Origin of the sequence: Streptomyces sp. NPDC006294 (assembly GCF_042870895.1) — a bacterium.
Taxonomy (GTDB): Bacteria; Actinomycetota; Actinomycetes; order Streptomycetales; family Streptomycetaceae; genus Streptomyces.
This window is the reverse complement of the sequence record NZ_JBIAHV010000003.1, coordinates 162,307-180,054: the sequence shown is the minus strand read 5'-3', so window position 1 is coordinate 180,054 and position 17,748 is coordinate 162,307. Positions and strand designations below refer to the sequence as shown.

Sequence of the window (17,748 nt, the reverse complement as noted above, 5' to 3'; positions counted from 1 at the left end):
CGCGCCAACATGCCGTCATCACCCGCTGCCCACCGCCCGCGGCGAGAGTGCCGGGTGAGCGACGCGTCATCCACGCGACATCAAGGAGCACATGTGACCACGCGCCACCCCCTGCGCCCCGCCGCCCTCGTCATGGGCACCGCCCTCGCCGCGATCGTCGCGGCCGTGCCCGCCCAGGCGGACAGCAAGGACCGGGCCGGCCTTCCCACCGTCCAGCCGCGGGCCGAGACGGCCACGCTGTACGACGACGAGGAGGGCGGCAACGCCAACGCCGACGACCCCGCGATCTGGCGCAACACCGCCGACCCCGGCCGCAGCCTGGTCGTCGCCACGGCCAAGGAAGGCGGCCTGCGCGTCTACGACCTCGACGCCCGCCAGGTCCAGTCGATCGCGGCCCCGGCTCCCGCCACGGACGAGGACGCCCCCGGCCGCTTCAACAACGTCGACCTGCTCCAGGGCGTACGGCTCTCCACCGGGCGCGCCGACCTCGCCGTTGTCAGCGACCGCGGCAACGACCGGCTCCGCTTCTACCGCATCGACCGCGACCGGCCCGGCGGCCCGCTCGCCGACGTCACCGACCCGGCGGCCACGCCCGTCTTCTCCTCCGGCCAGGAGGAGATCAACGACCAGAACACGGTCTACGGCCTCGCGTCCTGGACCGACCCTTCGACGGGCCGCTCCTACGCGCTCACCAGCCGGCGCAACCGGACGTCCGTCGCCCTGCTGGAGATCACGCCCGGGCCGGGCGGCACGGTCGGCTACCGGAAGGTCCGCACCATCGACCTGCCGTCCGCCTTCTCTCTCCCGAACGGCACGTCCTGGACGCCGTGCGACGAGCCGGGCGAACTCCCCCAGGTGGAGGGCATGGTCGTCGACCCGGCGAACGGCATCCTCTACGCCGGCCAGGAGGACGTCGGCATCTGGCGCCTCCCGGCCGACCTGCGGGGCAAGCCCGTCCTCGTCGACAAGGTCCGCGAGTACGGCATCCCCGGCACGTACGACGAGGAGACCGAGGAGTGCACGCCGGGCGCCGACCCCGGCTACGGCGGCGAGCACCTCTCCGCCGACGTCGAGGGCCTCACGCTTCTCACCGAGGACGACGGCGACGGCTATGTGCTGGCCTCCGGCCAGGGCGACAACTCCTTCGCCCTCTACGACCGTGAGCTGGAGGACGACAACGAGTACGAGGGCGGCTTCCGCGTCACCGCCGCCTCGCCGACGCTGGACGGCTCCGAGGAGTGTGACGGCGCGGCGGTGCTGAACGCCCCGCTCGGCCGCAAGTACCCGAACGGTCTGCTCGTCGTCCAGGACGGCCACGACGCCCCCGAGGACGGCGAACGCGAGGCCACCGGCTTCAAGTTCGTCGACCTGGACGACGTGCTGGACGCCGTCGACTAGGCAACGGGGCCACCGGGAGCCGACGTGCTCGGTGCCGCGCAGGGGTCACCCCCTGCGCGGCACGCCCTCACGGCCGGGCGTAGGGCCGGGTCATGATCTCCATGTTGTGCCCGGACGGGTCGTCGAAGTACGCGCCCCGGCCGCCGAAGAGGCGGTTGACCGCTCCCGGTTCGGTGTGGTTCGGATCGGCGAAGTACGTGACGCCCACCGCCTCCAGCCGGGCGATCATGGCGTCGAACCCGTCGTCGGGCACCTGGAACGCGTAGTGCTGCGGCTGGATCGGCTCGTCGGTCATCTCGTAGTAGTCGAGCGTCACGCCGTTGCCGAGGTCGACCGGCAGGAACGGCCCGAACGGCGCTCCGACCTCGAGGCCGAGGATCGTGGCGATGAACTCGGCCGACAGCCGCCGGTCCTTGGCGAACACGGCGGTGTGGTTGAGCTGGACGGTGGTGACGGACTGCTCGTGCGGCATGGTGAAGTGACTCTCCAGGGTGTGTCGTCTTGGGTCCTCGCGTGCATGCGCGAGGAAGAGGTCGGAGCTGGAGAGGGAACGGCGGGCCCCTGGCCCGCCTCGCGCTCACGCCGAGGCCGGGCGCCTCACTCGTGCGTGGCCCATGGCCGACCCGGCAGTCACCCGACCGACCCTAACGACCGCCGCGACGGGCTGCAATCGACTTCCGGCCGTGGGTGCGGGCGCCGGTGGGCGGTCGCCGTGCGGGAATCGATCACGGGCGGAGGGAGTTCACCGGGTATGGCTGTCATCCACAGGACAACACTGTCGCCCGGCAAGCTGGAACTGCTTTCGGCCTGGCTCCCCACGCGGCCCTGGTACCTCGGCACGGGCGGCGAACCGGTACTCGCCAAGGCCGGCGGCTTCCGGCTCGACGACCCGCAGGGCGAGGTGGGCATCGAGTTCATGGTGGTCACGGACGTGTCCGGCGACGAGCCCGTCGCCTACCACGTACCGCTCTCCTACCGCGCCGCACCGCTCGCCGGAGCGGACGCCGGAGCGGACGAGGCGGCGCTCGTCGGGACGAGCGAACACGGCATGCTCGGCAAGCGCTGGGTGTACGACGGCTCCCACGACCCGGTGGTCGTCGAACGGTTGCTGGCCTTGGCGCAGGGCCGGGCCGAGGCGCAGGCCCAGAGCGAGTCGGACACCCCGGACCCGTCCGTCACGGTCCACTTCACCGGCCCCGGCCTCCCGTCGGTCACCCCGGGCGGCGTCACGGACGGGCCCGCCGGCACGACGGTCGCCCTGGCCCCCGAGCCCCTGACGCTCCAGGTGACGCGCGTCCTGCGCCCCACGGAGGAGACCGCGCCCGGCACCGCGGCCCGTGGCCACATCACCGCCACCTGGCACCTCCCGGACGGCACCGACCACCGCGCCCGCTTCTTCACGCTCCACGACGCGTCGCCGCGCTGAGGCGGAGACCTGCGCCGGGCCGGACCTGCGCCGAGACGGCCGGGTCAGGGGCAGAAGTCCGTGGCCGCCCCGACCGAGACCTCGGCCCAGACGGTCTTCCCGACCGGGTCGCGCGGTTCCGCTCCCCAGCGGTCCGCCAGCACGTCCACGAGGACCAGCCCCCGCCCCGACACCTCGTCCGGGGCGGGCGCTTCGACGACGATCGGGGGCGGCGTCGAGGACGCGTCCGCGACCTCGACCCGTACCCGCCGCGCGTCCAGGGCCAGCCGCAGCCGGAAGTCCCGCCCCGGCACGCGCCCATGCCGTACGGCGTTGCCGGCCAGCTCCGCCACCAGCAGCGCGACGGTGCAGGACAGGTCCGAGTCGGCGGGGTGCCCCCACTCCGCCAGGTGCCGCACGGCGACCCGCCGCGCGAGCCGCGCGCCTCTGGGCGTCGAGCCGAACAACGCCGCGAACTCCGTGCCCGGGCCCGCCCCTTCCGTCCCGTCCGGCGTTCCCTGCTCGGGGCGCTCCCCCGATGTGTCCGTGGTCTTCAGCACCGCGTCGCTCATCCCGTTCGCTCTCTCGTCTGCGGCACCATCCGTAGGTGTACGGATCGTGACGTTCCGTGGTCAAGAGTCGTCCGGCGGCCCTAGGGTCGGAAGGGGATGAAGCCTTACACCGCAAGCCGTAAGGAACGGAAGTGAGCCCATGGCCAAAGAAATTGAGCCCGAGGCGTCGATGGCGGCCCTCTTCGGCTCACAGGTCCGCAGACTGCGCCTGACAGCCGGTCTGACACAGGCACAACTGGGGGCGAGGACCCACGTCGTCAGCACCCGCATCACCCAGGTCGAGCGGTCGTCCGGCGCGAAACCGACGCAGGAACTCGCGCGGGCGCTCGACACCGCCCTCGGCGCGGACGGCCTGCTCGTGGAGCTGTGGCCGCACGTCCAGCGGGAGGCCTTTCCGGACTGGTCGCGCACGTTCATGGCGTATGCGGCGCAGGCCGCCGCGATCCGCGAATACACGGCGCATGTCGTGCCGGGCCTGCTCCAGACCGAGGAGTACGCACGAGCCGTGCTGAGCGTGGGCCTGTCCCTCGAGAGCGAGGAGCAGTTGGAGGAACGGCTGGCAGTCCGCCTCGAACGACAGAAGCGACTCGCCCAGCCGGACCGTCCCCAACTGAACGTCATTCTCGACGAGTCGGTCCTGCGGCGCCCGGTCGGCAGCGCCGATGTCATGCGCCGCCAGTTCGCCCACCTGCTCAAGGCGGCGTCCGAGCCGCACATCACGGTGCAGGTCCTGCCGTTCGCCGCCGGTGCGCACGACATGCTGGGCGGCTCCCTGACGCTGCTGACCCTGCCGAACGGCTCGGAAGTGGCCTACACGGAGGGCGCGCACCACGGCCAACTCTTCGAGGATCCGACCGAGGTCGAGCGTCTCGCGGTGACTTACGATCGGCTGGGGGCCGCTGCCCTGCCCCCCTTCATGTCGCTCGACATGATCCGATCCGCGATGGAGGACGACTACCGTGGCGCGAATCTCCCTTCCCGGTCCGCACGACGCCGCCTGGCGAAAGAGCAGCTACAGCAATCAGGAGGGCGGCAACTGCGTCGAGGTGGCCGACGGGCTCCCCGACACGGTTCCGGTACGTGACAGCAAGACCCCGCACGGCCCCGCCCTCACCTTCACCACCACGTCCTGGGCGTCGTTCATAGGCGAGTTGAAGGCCGCGGCAGACCGGGCCTGAGCCGATCGGGGTCCGGTCCGTGACCGCTGGTCGCGGACCGCCGGAACCTGGCTCGCGAGGGGGCGGTGGGACACGGACTCCCCCAAAGAACCTGGGGGAAAGAACTACCCACCCACCCTCCCCTCCCCTTCGTCACTCGGACGGGTGACTGGCTTGCGGGGGCGGGAAGTTGGCGGTTACGTTCGCGGCAACAACCCCAGACATATGACGGCCCCCGGCCAGGACGGCAATCCTGATCGAGGGCCTCACCACCTAGGAAGTAGTGGCTTCCCAATGGCTGAACGGCAGTCTAACGCGCCCCTGTGCGCCCCCGCCGGAGCTCCGACCTCCGGCGTGATCCACGTCCGCACCCGCCTCACCGCCGACTTCACCGTGGTCGCCAACGCCCTGGCGCAGCGCCGCGGAAGCGCGGTCACGGTGGGCGTCGCGATCTACATCCTGTCGCTGCCGGACGGCACACCCGTCCGCATCGACGCGCTGTGCGAGCACTTCACCGAGGGCGAGACCCTCATCGCCCGCGCGCTGCGCGAACTGGAGGCGGACGGCTATCTGGAGCGGCGACGTGAGCGCTGCACGGACGGCAAGCTCCGCACCCGGACGCTCTTCTACAACGTGCCGCCGGGCGAAGCCCCGGAGCCCCCGCTCCCGCCGTCGCCGCCGCTCCGGCGCAGTCCCGAGCCGCCGCCGCCCGCGCCCGACCCGGTCCCTCACCCCGACCTTGACCCCGTCCCCGCACCGGACCCGCGCGCGACCGTGATCCTCGCGTCGCTGCGCATCACCGACCGCCGGCTGATCCTGTCCCGCCGCGAGACCGACCGGCTGGCCCCGGCCGTCGCCCAGTGGCTGGACCACGGGGTCAGTCCGGAGGACATCACCGCCCATCTCACCGCCCGCCTGCCGGACCCGTTGCGGGCCCGCCCGGCCCGCATCCTGGCGTACCGCCTCCGCGAACTCCCCCCGCCCCTCCCGGACCGCCCCGCAGCGCCGGCCACCGTCCCCTGGCAGACCTGCGACGGCTGCGAACGCGCCTTCCGCGCCCCCGAGCCGGGCCACTGCCGCGACTGCCCACCGCCGGAGCCCCACCTGGCGGCGGCGTGCTGAACAGGGCGTGTGCCGCCGCTCCCCGCGTGCAAACCACGCTCATCACTCAGGCGGGGATAATTGCCGGCTGATGCATCAGCACACCATGACGCGATTGCGTGTCGTCACCAACCCGAAAAGCCCCGGGACTGGGTGTCCCGAGGCTGGGCTCGCCCTTGCGGGCCGCTTATTGGCGGTCGCGGCGAGCACATGCTCGTAGCCGAAAAAGCTTTGAGCGCAGGTCCTTCTCAGATGCCCGTCGTCTGCACGGAGACGAGGCCGTTCACCGCGCCGGTGACCGCGTCGACCGGGACGACGGAGGCGACGGACTGGGCGGTGCCGACGACGTCGCCGACGCTGACGCCCGCGCCGTAGCCGTTGACGCCGGCGTGCGCGCTGGCGATGCCGCCGGAAATGCCGTCGAGCTCGCTGTCGGAAATCTCGGCGGTCTCAACAGAGGTGAAGTCGTTGCGCACTTTCTCTCCCTTTTCACATTGGAAAATGCCGGGACTGTCGACCCGAACTCACGTCAAAGGACAACAGGCCGGCGCAGACGGCAGCCTGACGCCCGTAGCGGGACCGCAGACACGGCCCCTGCACCAAAGGATGAGATCACGCCAATGGCCCAACCGGCAATCCAGGTTCCGCTTCTGACGGTGAATACTTCTTCACCACAAAGTCAACTGACGTGCACGCCCTTCACGATGTCCAACCACCGTGTCCGACAACGGAGTTCCACGTGCGAGATATCGGCAGATGTCCATTTCGCCGAGGATCGGGACATGGATCGACCGGAATGCACCGGCGGCCACTGACGTCAGACGCGGGCGATCAGCGCGTACCGCTCGTCCGTCACCGGGCCGCCCCACAGGGCCGGTTCGTCGGTCAGCGGCTCGATGCGCAGGTCCGTGACGAGGGGGCGCACGGCGGCCGCCAGGTCTGCGGCCGTGACGCCGCCGTGCCAGGGCAGGGTCTCGGAGTCCGCCACGTAATCCACACCGGTCTCGCCCGACTCGCGCCAGCGGCCCTCGATCAGGATCAGCGTGCCGCCGGGGCGTATGCGGCCCACCCAGTCGGCGAGGGCGGCCCGCGGGTCGGGCAGGGTCCAGACGAGGTGGCGGGAGAGCACGGCGTCGAACCGTTCGTCACCGGTCGGCGGGGCCGCCGCGTCGCCCACCAGGAAGCGGCCCGGCAGACCGGCCGCCGCCAGCTTGGCGCGGGCCCGGTCGGCCATCCGCGGGGACAGGTCAACCCCCGTGACCCGGTGTCCGGCCTCCGCCAGCAGAGCGGAGAGCGAACCGGTGCCGCACCCCACATCCAGCACGTCGGACGGACGCGGGGGAGGCGACGAAGGCGAGGGACGCGACGGAGGCGACGGCAGCCAGGACGTCAGGAGCCGTCGCGACCAGGCCGCGCGGGTCGCCTCCGCCCGGAGGCCGTGGTCCGGCTCGGCATCGAAGTCGGCGGCGGCTGCATCCCAGTACGCGGTGATCGCTGCGGAGTCGGTCATGCTCCGAGCCTGTCATCCGGCACTGACACTGCCGTGGTGCGCGAGCGCGGCGTGCGGGTCGCCGCCCACAGGCCGGTGGTCGATGTGGACGGTGGCCGCCGTCATCCGCGGTACGGCGTGGATCAGGGCGTGTTCGGCCGCGACGGCCAGCGCGTGCGCCTGGACGACCGTCAGATGCGGGGCGACCACGATGTCCGCCTCCGCGCGCAGGGCGTGACCGATCCAGCGCATCCGCACCTGCCCCGTGTCCAGCACCCCCTCCACCCCGCGCAGCGCGCGCTCCGCGGTCTCGACGAGGGCCGGGTCGACCGAGTCCATCAGACGCCGGCAGACCTCGCGGGCGGCGTCCTTCAGGACCAGCAGGATGGCGACGGTGATCAGCAGACCGACGACCGGGTCGGCCCACCGAAGGCCCAGCGCGGCGCCGCCCGCGCCCAACAGGACGGCCAGCGAGGTGAACCCGTCCGTACGGGCGTGCAGGCCGTCCGCGACGAGCGCCGCGGAGCCGATCCGCCGGCCGGTGCGGATGCGGTAGCGGGCGACCCACTCGTTGCCGACGAACCCGACCAGCGCGGCCCCGGAGACGGCCCACAGGTGGGTGATGTCGCGGGGGTGCAGCAGCCGGTCGACGGCCATGTAGGCGGCGAGGCCCGCGGAGGCCGCGATGGTGGCGACGATGACGACACCGGCCAGGTCCTCGGCCCGGCCGTAGCCGTACGTGTAGCGGCGGTTGGCCGCGCGGCGGCCGAGCAGGAAGGCGATGCCGAGCGGGACGGCGGTCAGGGCGTCGGCCGCGTTGTGGACCGTGTCGCCGAGCAGCGCCACCGACCCCGAGAGGGCGACGATCACGGCCTGGGCGGCGGTGGTCGCGCCCAGCACCGCGAGGGAGATCCACAGCGTGCGCATTCCCTCGCGGGAGGTCTCCATCGCCGCGTCGACCTTGTCGCTCGCCTCATGACTGTGCGGCCTCAACAGCCGTCCGCGGCCGTGGTGGTGGTGATGACCGCCACCGTGATCGTGATTGTGATTGTGATGATGAGTGTGCCGGTTGCCCGCCATACGCCCACCGTGGCACAGGAATCACATTGCGGCTACAACCGTCATACGCCCTGTGACCAGGTGCGATTCCTTCGCAAGTACGGGCATGACAGAGCTGCTCAGCGCAGTACGGCCGCCGGCAGGTCCGTCCCCAGCGCCGCCGGCCCCGGCAGGTGGAGGCCGTGACGGACGTACCGGCCGTGCCGCCGGGCCGTGAGCAGGCCCCCGCGGCGCGGGACGGCGAGGTGGCGGGAGACCTCCGGAGCGACCGGCCCGCCGGCGCCGTCGGTTGACGATGCCCGTCAACCGGCGGGCGCACCCGGCCCGGCGGCCGAACGCAGGGGGCCGGTCCCGGCGGCCGGGCCGGAGCCGGGCCGCCGGTCGTCACCGCAGGGTCAGCGCCGTCTCGGACTCGACGCGGGTCAGCTTCTCCGGGTTGCGGACGTAGTACAGGCCGGTGATGCGGGCGCCCTCGACGCGGGCTGCCATGACGCCGTCGAGCTCGCCGTTCAGGCGCACGACGAGTGCCGGGGCGCCGTTGACCAGAGTGGGCTCGCAGGTGATCACGCCTTCCGCCTTGCCCAGGCCGCCGAGGCCGAAGCGGGCCACCTTGTCGGCACCGGTGACCGGTCGCGGCGCGGCACGCTTGACGCCGCCGCCGTCGCCCATCAGGACGACCCCCGGCGCGAGTACGTCGAGGAGACCCTGCAGGTCCCTGGTCTCGATCGCGCGCTGGAACGAGTCCATGACCGCCCGGGTGTCGCTCGCGGACACCGCCTCACGGGGTCGGCGGGCGTCCACGTGCCGGCGGGCGCGGTGGGCGATCTGGCGGACGGCCGCCGGGGTCTTGTCGACGGCGGCCGCGATCTCGTCGTAGCCGACGTCGAAGACCTCGCGCAGCACGAAGACGGCGCGCTCGGTCGGCGACAGCGTTTCGAGGACGAGCATCATCGCCATCGACACGCTCTCGGCGAGCTCGACGTCCTCGGCCACGTCCGGCGCGGTGAGCAGCGGTTCGGGCAGCCAGGACCCGACGTACGCCTCCTTGCGGCGCTTCATCGTGCGCAGCCGGTTGAGCGCCTGCCGGGTCGTGATCCGGACCAGGTAGGCGCGCTGGTCGGTCACCTGCTCCAGGTCGACCTTGACCCACCGCAGCCAGGTCTCCTGGAGGACGTCCTCCGCGTCGGCCGCCGATCCGAGCATCTCGTAGGCGACGGTGAAGAGCAGATTGCGGTGGGCTACGAAAGCCTCGGTCGCCGGGTCGGGGGCGGGGTCGCCGACAGGACTGACGCCTTCGTTCATGGCCGATGCCTCCTGGAATGTACGTGCTGCGAGGGTGATGCCGGGTCTAGGCAGCCCGTTCGGCGGTGGCCGGCGCCTTGCCGCGGTGGGCCTCCAGCAGTTGCCGGCGCTTGGCGGCGCCTCCCGAGGCGCGGTGCAGGCTGTACCCGCCGGGCTTGTGCGCCTCCTCCGCCAGGTGCTTGACGACGATCTTGCACACGAGCTCCTTGAGCTTCGCGCCCGGACGGCCGTCGATCTTGAACGGCACCGCGACGTCGGACCGGTTGCCGAACTGGAAGATGCCGTCGCGCCGGCCCAGGCTGATGCACTGGGCGCCGAACGACTGGTGGAGGGGCGCGGGCCGCTCACCCGCGACGCGGCTGAGCACCGTGTCGGCGGCCCGTGCGCCCAGCGGCATCGCGGCCTGGCAGCTCATCCGCAGGGGCAGGTCCGACGGCGCCGCCGAGTCCCCGGCCGCGATGACGCGCTCGTCGTCCACGCTGGTCAGTGTCTCGTCCGTGAGCAGGCGGCCCAGGGCGTCGGTGCTCAGCCCGCTGCGCGCGGCCAGGTCCGGCACGCCGAATCCGGCGGTCCAGACGGTCACCTCGCTCGGCAGCTCGCGGCCGCCACTGAGCCATACGGAGCGGCGGGTCACCGCCGTCACCAGCGAGTCGGGTCCGTCGAGCACGGTCACACCGAGCTTGGCCAGCCGCCCGGCCACCGAGCGCCGGCCCCGGGGGTGCAGATAGGGGCCGAGCTCCCCTCCGCAGACCAGGGTCACGGCACGGCCGGTCTCCGCCAGCTCGGCGGCGGTCTCGATACCGGTCGGACCGGCTCCGACCACCGTCACCGGGGCCGACCCGGATACGCCGTCGAGGACGGACCGCAGCCGCTGCGCGTCCTCCAGGGTGGCGACGGGGTGGCTGAACTCGGCCGCTCCGGGCACGCGCGGGTCGGCGCTCCCGCTGCCCACCGCGTAGACCAGGTAGTCGTAGCGGACCGTCCCGCCGGACGCCAGAGTCACGCCGCGTCCGGCCGCGTCGATCCGCGTCACGGTGTCGACCACCAGCCGGACGCCCTCGGCCAGGATCTCCCGGTAGCCGGCGACCGCGTCACCGGACCCGGCCACCAGTTGGTGCAGCAGGATCCGGTGGACGAAGGACGGGCGCGGGTTGATCAGGGTCACTGTCACGTCGTCGCGCTGCGTCAGACGGTTGGCGGCCATCACGCCGGAGTATCCCCCGCCGATCACGACGACATCGATGTTCGCGGTCATGGTGTCCCCTTCGCTTCTGAGCGGTTCGACATCAAGACACCGCGCGACCGGATCCTGTGACACGGCATGACGCAGATCACTCCCCGGACACCGTCGGCGCCCAGAGCCCCGCACGTCCTACGCGCAGCCCCGGGCCCCGCACGTCCTACGCGCGGTCCCGGGCCCCGCACGTCCTACGCGCGGTCCCGGGCCCCGCACGTCCTACGCGTCGAACCAGCGGTCCCGTGCCAGCTCGTCCGTACGCGACGGGTCCTCCAGCAGCGCCGCCACCTCGAAGCGGCGCGGCCACTGGCCCGCCGCCCAGGCCAGGCCCGCCGCCACACCCTCCAGGGTCGCGGCGTGCAGCACGCCGTCGGGGGTGCGGCGCCAGTCCAGCTCGGTGCCGCCCGCGATCAGCTCCTCGTGCTCGACGTACGACGCCGGGGTGGCCGGTCCCAGCAGGACGCGGACCGACTCCGGGACGTCGTGCTCCTCGCCCTCCGTCGTCACGTCCGCCTCGACGGTCTCGCTCAGCCGGCGGACCTGGAACAGCTCCGCCAGGTCGTCGGCCCGGGACGGGGCCACCGGCAGCAGCGGAAGCCCGGCGGTCAGGGGCAGCAGGTCGGGGGTGTCGGCGACGACCGCGTCGGCGGCGTCGACGACCCGCACCTCGCCGTCCACGACCGCGCGCAGCTCGTCGGGCAGCGTGACCTGGTCCGGGTCCATGTCGGCGAGAGCCGTGTAGAGGGCGTGGAGCTGGCGGGCCGTCACGTCGCGTTCCGGCTCGGCCAGCCGGGACAGCAGCTCCGCCGCGCCGCCCGGCTCGTCGAGGAGCGCGGCCACGGACGTACGGACACCGAGCGCGTGCAGCACCTGCGCGTCCTCGAAGCCGGTCGTGTCGGCCGTCTCGTACAGGCCCTCCAGCAGCGGGTCCGCGCCCGAGGCGCGCAGGCCCGCCGGGCGGCGGCCGTCGAGCACCGGGTGGTCGCGCAGCCACCACGCCGTGTAGGGACGCACGGTCTCGGTCGTGCCGTCGGGCAGCAGGACCCGTACGTTCTGGGTGAGCGCGTCCCGCAGCGGCGGCTGGGCCAGCAGGGCGAGCGCCTGCGGCCAGCGGTCGTCGTCCACCAGGTCCAGGTCGCGCACGGCGACGATCTCCGTGGCGACCGGCGGCACCGGGGTGTCGGGCAGCCGGTCGAGGACGTCCTCGCACCACACGTCGACCGCGTCCAGCAGGCCCGCGTCGTCGGGCTCCGCGAAGTCCCCGTCGCGCGGCTCGATCTCGTCCGGGTCGAGGACCACGTCGGTGGCGCGCACGAGGGCGAAGTTGGCGAGGACACCGCAGGCGGCGAGGGGCTGCTCGCCCCATCGCTCGGCCAGTTCGGCGTCGCACAGGGCCAGTTCGCCCTCGCGCATCACCGAGGCGAACGGGCTGCCGGGCAGGACCAGTTCACCGGCCGGGGCCGGCTCGCCGTCCTCGTCGGGCAGCGCCAGCGCGCCGAGCCACGGCTCGTCGCCCGGCTCCAACTCGGCCTCCCTGACCAGGGCGAGAACCGTCTCCGCCAACTCCTCCGCGTCGAGCGAGTCCGTGTCCTCGTACCAGACCTCCCCCTCGTCGAGCGACGCCGCGACCGCCGCCCGCACCTGGGGCGTCGTCAGGACCGCGCGCGGGGTGGCGGGCAGGGCGCCCAGCTTCTCCAGCAGCGGATGGGCCGCGTCCGGATGGACCACCTTCAGCCCGAGCCGGGCCAGGTCCGCCGGGGTGTCGGCCAGCGGGAGCAGCGTCTGGCGGGGGCCGATGGCCGTACGGGAGTCGGTCAGGGGCACCGGCAGACCGGACAGGCGGTCCGGGTCGACGCCGGCGAGGCTGTCGTAGAGCCGCCGCCACCAGGCCGGTTCGCGTTCCAGACCGGCCAGGCGGTCGATCGCCTCGGTCAGCGGCACCCGCGCCACGCCCAGCGTGCGCAGCTCAACCCGGCGTTCGAGACCGGCGGGCAGCAGCGTCGGCATCACCTCGGCCAGCACGCGCACGGTGTCCGTGCCCGCGCCCTCCAGCACCTCCGCCTCGATGGGGCGCAGGCCGCCGGTGGTCACCCGGTCCGGCAGGCCGGTGTCCTCCTCGGACACTCCCCCTACGCCCAGCGGCGTGGGAGGTACCCCCACGCGTGGACTGGCCGCCGCCAGGAACGCGGTACGCGGCAGGCGCGCCAGGACGGCGGCCCGCAGCATCCCGTCCAGCTCGCCCTTGCCCAGCGGGCCGGGCACCAGGTCGATCAGCCCGGTCGACACCGGCTGCCAGGCGCCGAGCAGTTCGGCGTACGCGTCGGCCGCCCGCTCCACCAGGAAGTCCGTGAGCGGCCCGGGGGCCGGGTGACGCCGGGTCGTGTCCAGCGGCAACGACGCGATGAGCAGCGCCGGTACGCCGAGGGGCTCGTCGGTCGGGGTCGGCGCGTGCACCACGGGCTGGGTGAGCGGCCGGACGGGCGCGCCCTCGTCGTCGACGGGCACCGCCCAGGTGACCGCCCAGTGCGGCCGCAGCCGCTCCTCCACGGGCCGGTCCGCGAGCAGCGCCGGCTCGATCGCGCCCCCGTGGCTGACGACCCGCCAGCGGCGCTCGCCGTGGACGCTGTCCTCGACGCGGACGTACGGCTCCTGCTCGTAGCGCCTCAGCACGCGGGTGGCGCCGGGGGTCTCCACGACGATCTCGGCGAGGCCGGGGAGGGTCAGCAGCAGCGCGTCGTCGATGCCGGCGAGCAGCCGCTCCACGAGGTCGACGGCGGCGCCGTCGCGCAGCGGCAGCACCACGACCGTGTCGTAGCCCTCCGGCGCGGTGCCCTCCGCGGGCAGCGGGAGCCGCAGCAGCGGTACGTGGTCGTCCCGGCGGCGCAGTTCGTCGCCGAGTCCGGGGCTGACCTTCGCCACCTGCGCGGTCAGCTCCCTGGCCTCGGCCAGCGACCAGCGCACGCCGCCGTGGCGGCCGAGCACGGCGGGCTCGTCACTGACGGCCAGCACGGCGGCGAACCCGACACCGAACCGGCCGACGGCCGCCTCGTGCCCCTCGCGTTTCGCGGACGCGCGCAGGGTGCTCAGCGACTCGACCCCGGTGGCGTCCAGGGGGGCGCCGGTGTTCGCGGCGGCGAGCGTCGTCCCGCTCAGCGTCAGCCGCAGCCGGCCGGGGACACCGGCGCGGGCGGCCGCGTCCGCGGCGTTCTGGGCGAGCTCCACGACAAGGCGGTCGCGGTAGCCGCCGAGGGCGAGGTCCTCCTCGGCGTTCGCGTCCTCCCGGAAACGGGCGGGGCTGGCCCCCCACGCGTCGAGCACACCGCGCCGCAGCCGCGCCGTCCCGAACGGGTCGGCCCACTCGGTCGTCCTGACGCTCACGCTGTGCTCCGCTCTCTACGCTGGTCACTGGTCGGCTACGGGGGTCGGCGGCCGCCGAGTGCCGATGCGCCCGAAGGTACCGCGTACGGGGCCGGGCTGACGCCCGCGTCGGTTCCGGGTGTCCCGGAACGGGGCCGGCGATGCTGTGAGCCTGCCGGCGCGCTTGTCGGGGCTCCGCCCCGAACCCTGCGCCCCAAATGCCGGCGAGGCTGGAGTTGCCCGGCCGCATGCCCCGGCCCCTCAGCCGCCCGCAGGCAGCCGACCCGCCTCGTCGGGGCTCCGCCCCGAAACCCCCGCGCCTCAAATGCCGGCGGGGCTGAAGTTGCCCGGCTGCCCGCCCGTGCCTCAGTCACCCGCAGGCTGTCAGCCGGCCCGAAACCCCGTGCCTCACACTCCCCCTGCGGCCTGGCGGCCGTGGGAGGCGCCCCCAGCGGGGCTGAAGTGGGCAACTCCAGCCCGGCCGGCGATTGAGGCCACCGCGCGGAGCGCGGTACCGGGCCAGGGCGAAGCCCGGCCCGCCCGCCCAGCGGCACGGACCCTGGGGCGGGGCGGAGCCGCAAAGCACCGGGCCCGGGCGGACCCCGGCACAGGGTCCGGGGCCTGAGCCGGTTCAGGAAGGTCGGGGCCCCCGCGGCCGCCAGGCCGCAGGGGGAGGCTAGGGGAACAAGCCCGCCGCAGGCGGCAACCGCGCCCGCACGCGCCTACGAGTGCCCCAGGTCCTCCGCCCCGTCCGGCTCCGTCGGAACCGAGCCCCCGTCCCGCGCCGGCCGCAGGACCAACTCGTCCGCCGCCATCGAGTCCAGCACCGGCGGCGCCGGCACCGGCGGCTTCGGCATGACGGCCGCCTCCGAGTGCCCGCCGCACCCGTACGCGAGGGACACCACACGCCCGTCCGCCGGCGAGAACTCGTTCGCGCAGACGCCGAAGGCCTGCCGCAGGGAGCCCCCGATCGGCACGAGGAAGCCGCAGGAGACGCAGGACGCCGGCGCCGCCTGCGCCATGGGCGTCTTCGCGCCGTAGGACTCCTCCCAGCGGTCGGCCGCCGTGTGCAGCCCGTAGCGGGACAGCACACGCGCCCGGCGCATGCCCAGTTCCTCGGCGAGCGCCGCGATCTGGCCGCGGCTGCTGTTGGTCGTGGCCTCGATCGCCGGCCGGCGGTCCGTGAGCTCCGCGTCCTCCGCCTCAACCCGTTCGGCCAGGTCGTGCGACGGCGGATGCTCGGCGAGGACCGAGTTCGGCGGGGGCTCGTCCTCGCCGGTGTAGCCGGGCTCCAGTCGCAGGTCCTCCGCCTCCGTGGGCAGCAGGTCGCCGGGCCCCATGTCGCCGGGCCGCAGCCGCTCGCTCCACGGCACCCACTCGGGGGCCAGCAGCGCGTCGGGCCCGGGCAGCAGGACGGTCTCGTCGAGCGTGACCAGCTTCGCGCGGGACGCACGGGTCACGGTCACGGCCCAGCGCCAGCCCCGGTAGCCCGGCTCCCGGCACTCGAAGAAGTGCGTGACGACCCGGTCCCCTTCGGAGACGAGCGACACATGCTCTCCCACCACCCCGGGCGCGGCCGCTTCCTCCGCGGCATTCCTGGCGAGGTCTACCGCCTCGGCGCACAGGCGGTCGGGGGTACGGCTTCGCGTCGTCGCAGCACTCACTAGTCTCGCTTCTCTCCTACGCCGTCTCACGGATGCGCCCGGCCGATGAAGAGGCACGGGTGAGGGCGGCGAACGGAGCGGACCGGAGGGCCGCATCGACGTCCGCACGCCCGGACCGTCCAGATCCCGGGCACACCTAACGTCATCCATTCTGCGGGATGCCGAAGAGGCGCGCGGCCGAGAACAACCGCCGGTGGCGCGCTACGCACGCTACCCCTTCCTACGCCTGCCGCCCACCTGCCCGTCCCAACACGGGACGAACCGACGACGACGGAGCGTCGGCAAGACCGCTCGGGACGGGCCCCGGCGCACACGACAAGAAGGAAACACGCCGCACGCCGGTGCCCCGATCTCGGTTCGGGACGGCAGGGCTTGGGGCACTATGACGGGGTGGCAGCCGCAAGGTCGTCCGAAACCGACGGCCCGGTCCGCAAGGCGGGCCGGGCGGTCGGCCGCGCGCTGCATCTGCCCTTCACGGGCACCGCCCGCGGCATCCGCAAGGCGACCCACGCGCACGGCGCCGGCGAGTCCGGTCTCGGGAAACTCATCGAACTGCACGCGGTGAACGGCGCGGGCGACGTCATGATCACCGTGGCGCTGGCGTCCACGGTCTTCTTCTCCGTACCGACCGACGAGGCCCGCGGCCGGGTCGCGCTCTACCTGGCCATCACCATGGCGCCCTTCGCCCTGCTCGCCCCCGTGATCGGTCCCCTGCTCGACCGCATCCCGCACGGCCGCCGCGCGGCCATGGCGGGCGCGATGCTCGCGCGCGTACTGCTGGCGCTCATGCTGTCCCGCGCCGTCGCGACGGGCAGCCTGGAGCTGTACCCGGCGGCACTGGCCGTGCTGGTGTCCTCCAAGGCGTACGGGGTGGTCCGCAGCGCCGTCGTGCCACGGCTGCTGCCACCGGGCTTCTCCCTGGTCAAGGCGAACTCACGGGTGACCCTGGCGGGCCTGCTGGCCACCGGCATCGCGGCGCCCATCGGGATCGGGCTGCAGCAGGTCGGGCCGCAGTGGCCGCTGTACGGGGCGTGCGTGCTGTTCATCCTGGGTACGTACTGGGCCTTCACGATGCCGCACAAGGTCGACTCGGCGAAGGGCGAGACGCCGGTCCAGGTGATCGCGCACGGCGAGAAGAAGCCGACCCTGCGTACGGTCGGCCCCTCGGTGCTGTACGGCCTCCAGGCGAACGCCGCGCACCGCGCGCTGTCCGGGTTCCTGATCTTCTTCCTCGCGTTCCTGCTGCGTGAGCATCCGCTTCCCGGCCAGTCCGCGGCGGTCTCCCTGGCGATGGTGGGCGTCGCGGCCGGCACGGGCAACGCGCTGGGCACGGCCATCGGCGCGTGGCTGAAGGCCCGCGCCCCGGAGGCGATCATCGTCACGATGGTGACGCTGGTTCTGGGGGCGGCCATCACGGCGGCGGTCTTCTTCGGCGCGGGCATGGTGGCGGTGCTGGGCGCGATGGCGGGGTTGTCGCAGGCGCTGTCGAAGCTGTCCCTGGACGCGGTGATCCAGCGTGACGTCCCGGAACAGGTCCGGACGTCGACGTTCGCACGCTCGGAGACGCTGTTGCAGATGGCGTGGGTGGTGGGGGGTGCGATCGGCATCGTGCTGCCGCTGAACGGGACGCTGGGGATGTCGGTGGCGGCGTGCGTTCTCGCGGCGGGGGCGGCGGCGTCCTTCCACGGCCTCCTGACGGCGGCGCGCCACCGCCCGGGGACGCCGAGGGCGCGGGTGGCGTAGGCGCGTGCGGGTGCGTGCCGCCTGCGGCGGGCTTGTTCCCCTAGCCTTCCCCTGCGGCCTGGCGGCCGCGGGGGCCCCGGCCTTCCTGAACCGGGTCAGGGCCCCGGACCCTGTGCCGGGCTCCGCCCTGGCCCGGTGCTTTGCGGCTCCGCCCCGCCCCCAGGGTCCGTGCCGCTGGGCGGGCGGGCCGGGGCTTCGCCCTGGCCCGGTACCGCGCTCCGCGCGGTGGCCTCAATCGCCGGCCGGGTTGGAGTTGCCCGGCTG

Annotated in this window: 15 protein-coding genes and 1 pseudogene; 6 read left to right on the top strand and 10 right to left on the bottom strand. The window is 73.6% G+C overall.

What is annotated here, in order from left to right:
* Positions 1-132 precede the first annotated feature (132 nt).
* On the top strand, positions 133-1,398 hold the full coding sequence (locus tag ACFYOP_RS06365) for a phytase (RefSeq protein WP_388451062.1): 1,266 nt from the start codon (positions 133-135) through the stop codon (positions 1,396-1,398).
* Positions 1,399-1,465: 67 nt separating this feature from the next.
* Here the strand turns inward: ACFYOP_RS06365 and ACFYOP_RS06360 are convergent, their stop codons facing one another.
* Positions 1,466-1,870, bottom strand: coding sequence for a VOC family protein (locus ACFYOP_RS06360; RefSeq protein WP_356898400.1), 405 nt, complete (start codon positions 1,868-1,870; stop codon positions 1,466-1,468).
* 279 nt (positions 1,871-2,149) lie between these two features.
* On the opposite strand from ACFYOP_RS06360, the gene ACFYOP_RS06355 reads away from it, so the two are divergent.
* The gene (locus ACFYOP_RS06355) at positions 2,150-2,824 is read left to right on the top strand and encodes a 1,4-alpha-glucan branching protein (RefSeq protein ID WP_356898401.1); all 675 of its coding nucleotides are present in this window, start codon (positions 2,150-2,152) and stop codon (positions 2,822-2,824) included.
* A gap of 44 nt (positions 2,825-2,868) precedes the next feature.
* Here ACFYOP_RS06355 and ACFYOP_RS06350 read toward each other — a convergent pair whose 3' ends face one another.
* A complete protein-coding gene (locus ACFYOP_RS06350) occupies positions 2,869-3,375 on the bottom strand; it encodes an ATP-binding protein (protein WP_356898402.1) in 507 nt (168 codons plus the stop codon).
* A gap of 169 nt (positions 3,376-3,544) precedes the next feature.
* On the opposite strand from ACFYOP_RS06350, the gene ACFYOP_RS06345 reads away from it, so the two are divergent.
* The 3 genes from ACFYOP_RS06345 to ACFYOP_RS06335 all read left to right on the top strand — a co-directional run bounded on the left by ACFYOP_RS06345 (position 3,545) and on the right by ACFYOP_RS06335 (position 5,654).
* The gene (locus ACFYOP_RS06345) at positions 3,545-4,459 is read left to right on the top strand and encodes a helix-turn-helix transcriptional regulator (RefSeq protein WP_356898425.1); all 915 of its coding nucleotides are present in this window, start codon (positions 3,545-3,547) and stop codon (positions 4,457-4,459) included.
* A complete protein-coding gene (locus ACFYOP_RS06340; protein ID WP_356898403.1) occupies positions 4,422-4,553 on the top strand; it encodes a DUF397 domain-containing protein in 132 nt (43 codons plus the stop codon). The genes ACFYOP_RS06345 and ACFYOP_RS06340 overlap by 38 nt, the downstream gene beginning before the upstream one ends.
* 273 nt (positions 4,554-4,826) lie before the next feature.
* Positions 4,827-5,654: a hypothetical protein gene (locus ACFYOP_RS06335; RefSeq protein WP_356898404.1), complete on the top strand. Its 828-nt coding sequence runs from the start codon at positions 4,827-4,829 to the stop codon at positions 5,652-5,654.
* A gap of 227 nt (positions 5,655-5,881) precedes the next feature.
* Here ACFYOP_RS06335 and ACFYOP_RS06330 read toward each other — a convergent pair whose 3' ends face one another.
* The 8 genes and pseudogenes from ACFYOP_RS06330 to ACFYOP_RS06295 all read right to left on the bottom strand — a co-directional run bounded on the left by ACFYOP_RS06330 (position 5,882) and on the right by ACFYOP_RS06295 (position 15,741).
* Positions 5,882-6,109, bottom strand: coding sequence for a hypothetical protein (locus ACFYOP_RS06330; protein WP_356898405.1), 228 nt, complete (start codon positions 6,107-6,109; stop codon positions 5,882-5,884).
* 341 nt (positions 6,110-6,450) lie between these two features.
* On the bottom strand, positions 6,451-7,143 hold the full coding sequence (locus ACFYOP_RS06325; protein ID WP_356898406.1) for a class I SAM-dependent methyltransferase: 693 nt from the start codon (positions 7,141-7,143) through the stop codon (positions 6,451-6,453).
* 12 nt (positions 7,144-7,155) lie between these two features.
* Complete coding sequence (locus ACFYOP_RS06320; protein WP_356898407.1) at positions 7,156-8,202, bottom strand: cation diffusion facilitator family transporter; 1,047 nt, start codon at positions 8,200-8,202, stop codon at positions 7,156-7,158.
* Positions 8,203-8,300: 98 nt separating this feature from the next.
* Positions 8,301-8,444: pseudogene (locus ACFYOP_RS06315) on the bottom strand (transcriptional regulator); the annotation flags it as partial.
* A gap of 121 nt (positions 8,445-8,565) precedes the next feature.
* A complete protein-coding gene (locus ACFYOP_RS06310) occupies positions 8,566-9,483 on the bottom strand; it encodes an RNA polymerase sigma-70 factor (RefSeq protein ID WP_356898408.1) in 918 nt (305 codons plus the stop codon).
* A 46-nt stretch (positions 9,484-9,529) separates the two neighbouring features.
* Positions 9,530-10,738, bottom strand: coding sequence for an FAD-dependent oxidoreductase (locus ACFYOP_RS06305; protein WP_356898409.1), 1,209 nt, complete (start codon positions 10,736-10,738; stop codon positions 9,530-9,532).
* Positions 10,739-10,939: 201 nt separating this feature from the next.
* A complete protein-coding gene (locus tag ACFYOP_RS06300) occupies positions 10,940-14,098 on the bottom strand; it encodes a sacsin N-terminal ATP-binding-like domain-containing protein (protein WP_356898410.1) in 3,159 nt (1,052 codons plus the stop codon).
* 701 nt (positions 14,099-14,799) lie between these two features.
* Complete coding sequence (locus ACFYOP_RS06295; RefSeq protein WP_356898411.1) at positions 14,800-15,741, bottom strand: DUF3027 domain-containing protein; 942 nt, start codon at positions 15,739-15,741, stop codon at positions 14,800-14,802.
* Positions 15,742-16,131: 390 nt separating this feature from the next.
* Between ACFYOP_RS06295 and ACFYOP_RS06290 the strand changes: the two genes are divergently transcribed.
* Complete coding sequence (locus ACFYOP_RS06290) at positions 16,132-17,484, top strand: MFS transporter (RefSeq protein ID WP_356898412.1); 1,353 nt, start codon at positions 16,132-16,134, stop codon at positions 17,482-17,484.
* The last annotated feature ends 264 nt before the right edge of the window (positions 17,485-17,748 follow it).

Bases quoted from the DNA above. Each gene is read 5' to 3' on its own strand.
- ACFYOP_RS06305 (WP_356898409.1), bottom strand. From the start codon at position 10,738: ATGACCGCGAACATCGATGTCGTCGTGATCGGCGGGGGATACTCCGGC.
- ACFYOP_RS06345 (WP_356898425.1), top strand. From the start codon at position 3,545: ATGGCGGCCCTCTTCGGCTCACAGGTCCGCAGACTGCGCCTGACAGCC.
- ACFYOP_RS06350 (WP_356898402.1), bottom strand. From the start codon at position 3,375: ATGAGCGACGCGGTGCTGAAGACCACGGACACATCGGGGGAGCGCCCC.
- ACFYOP_RS06335 (WP_356898404.1), top strand. From the start codon at position 4,827: ATGGCTGAACGGCAGTCTAACGCGCCCCTGTGCGCCCCCGCCGGAGCT.
- ACFYOP_RS06310 (WP_356898408.1), bottom strand. From the start codon at position 9,483: ATGAACGAAGGCGTCAGTCCTGTCGGCGACCCCGCCCCCGACCCGGCG.
- ACFYOP_RS06360 (WP_356898400.1), bottom strand. From the start codon at position 1,870: ATGCCGCACGAGCAGTCCGTCACCACCGTCCAGCTCAACCACACCGCC.
- ACFYOP_RS06320 (WP_356898407.1), bottom strand. From the start codon at position 8,202: ATGGCGGGCAACCGGCACACTCATCATCACAATCACAATCACGATCAC.
- ACFYOP_RS06365 (WP_388451062.1), top strand. From the start codon at position 133: ATGGGCACCGCCCTCGCCGCGATCGTCGCGGCCGTGCCCGCCCAGGCG.
- ACFYOP_RS06355 (WP_356898401.1), top strand. From the start codon at position 2,150: ATGGCTGTCATCCACAGGACAACACTGTCGCCCGGCAAGCTGGAACTG.
- ACFYOP_RS06325 (WP_356898406.1), bottom strand. From the start codon at position 7,143: ATGACCGACTCCGCAGCGATCACCGCGTACTGGGATGCAGCCGCCGCC.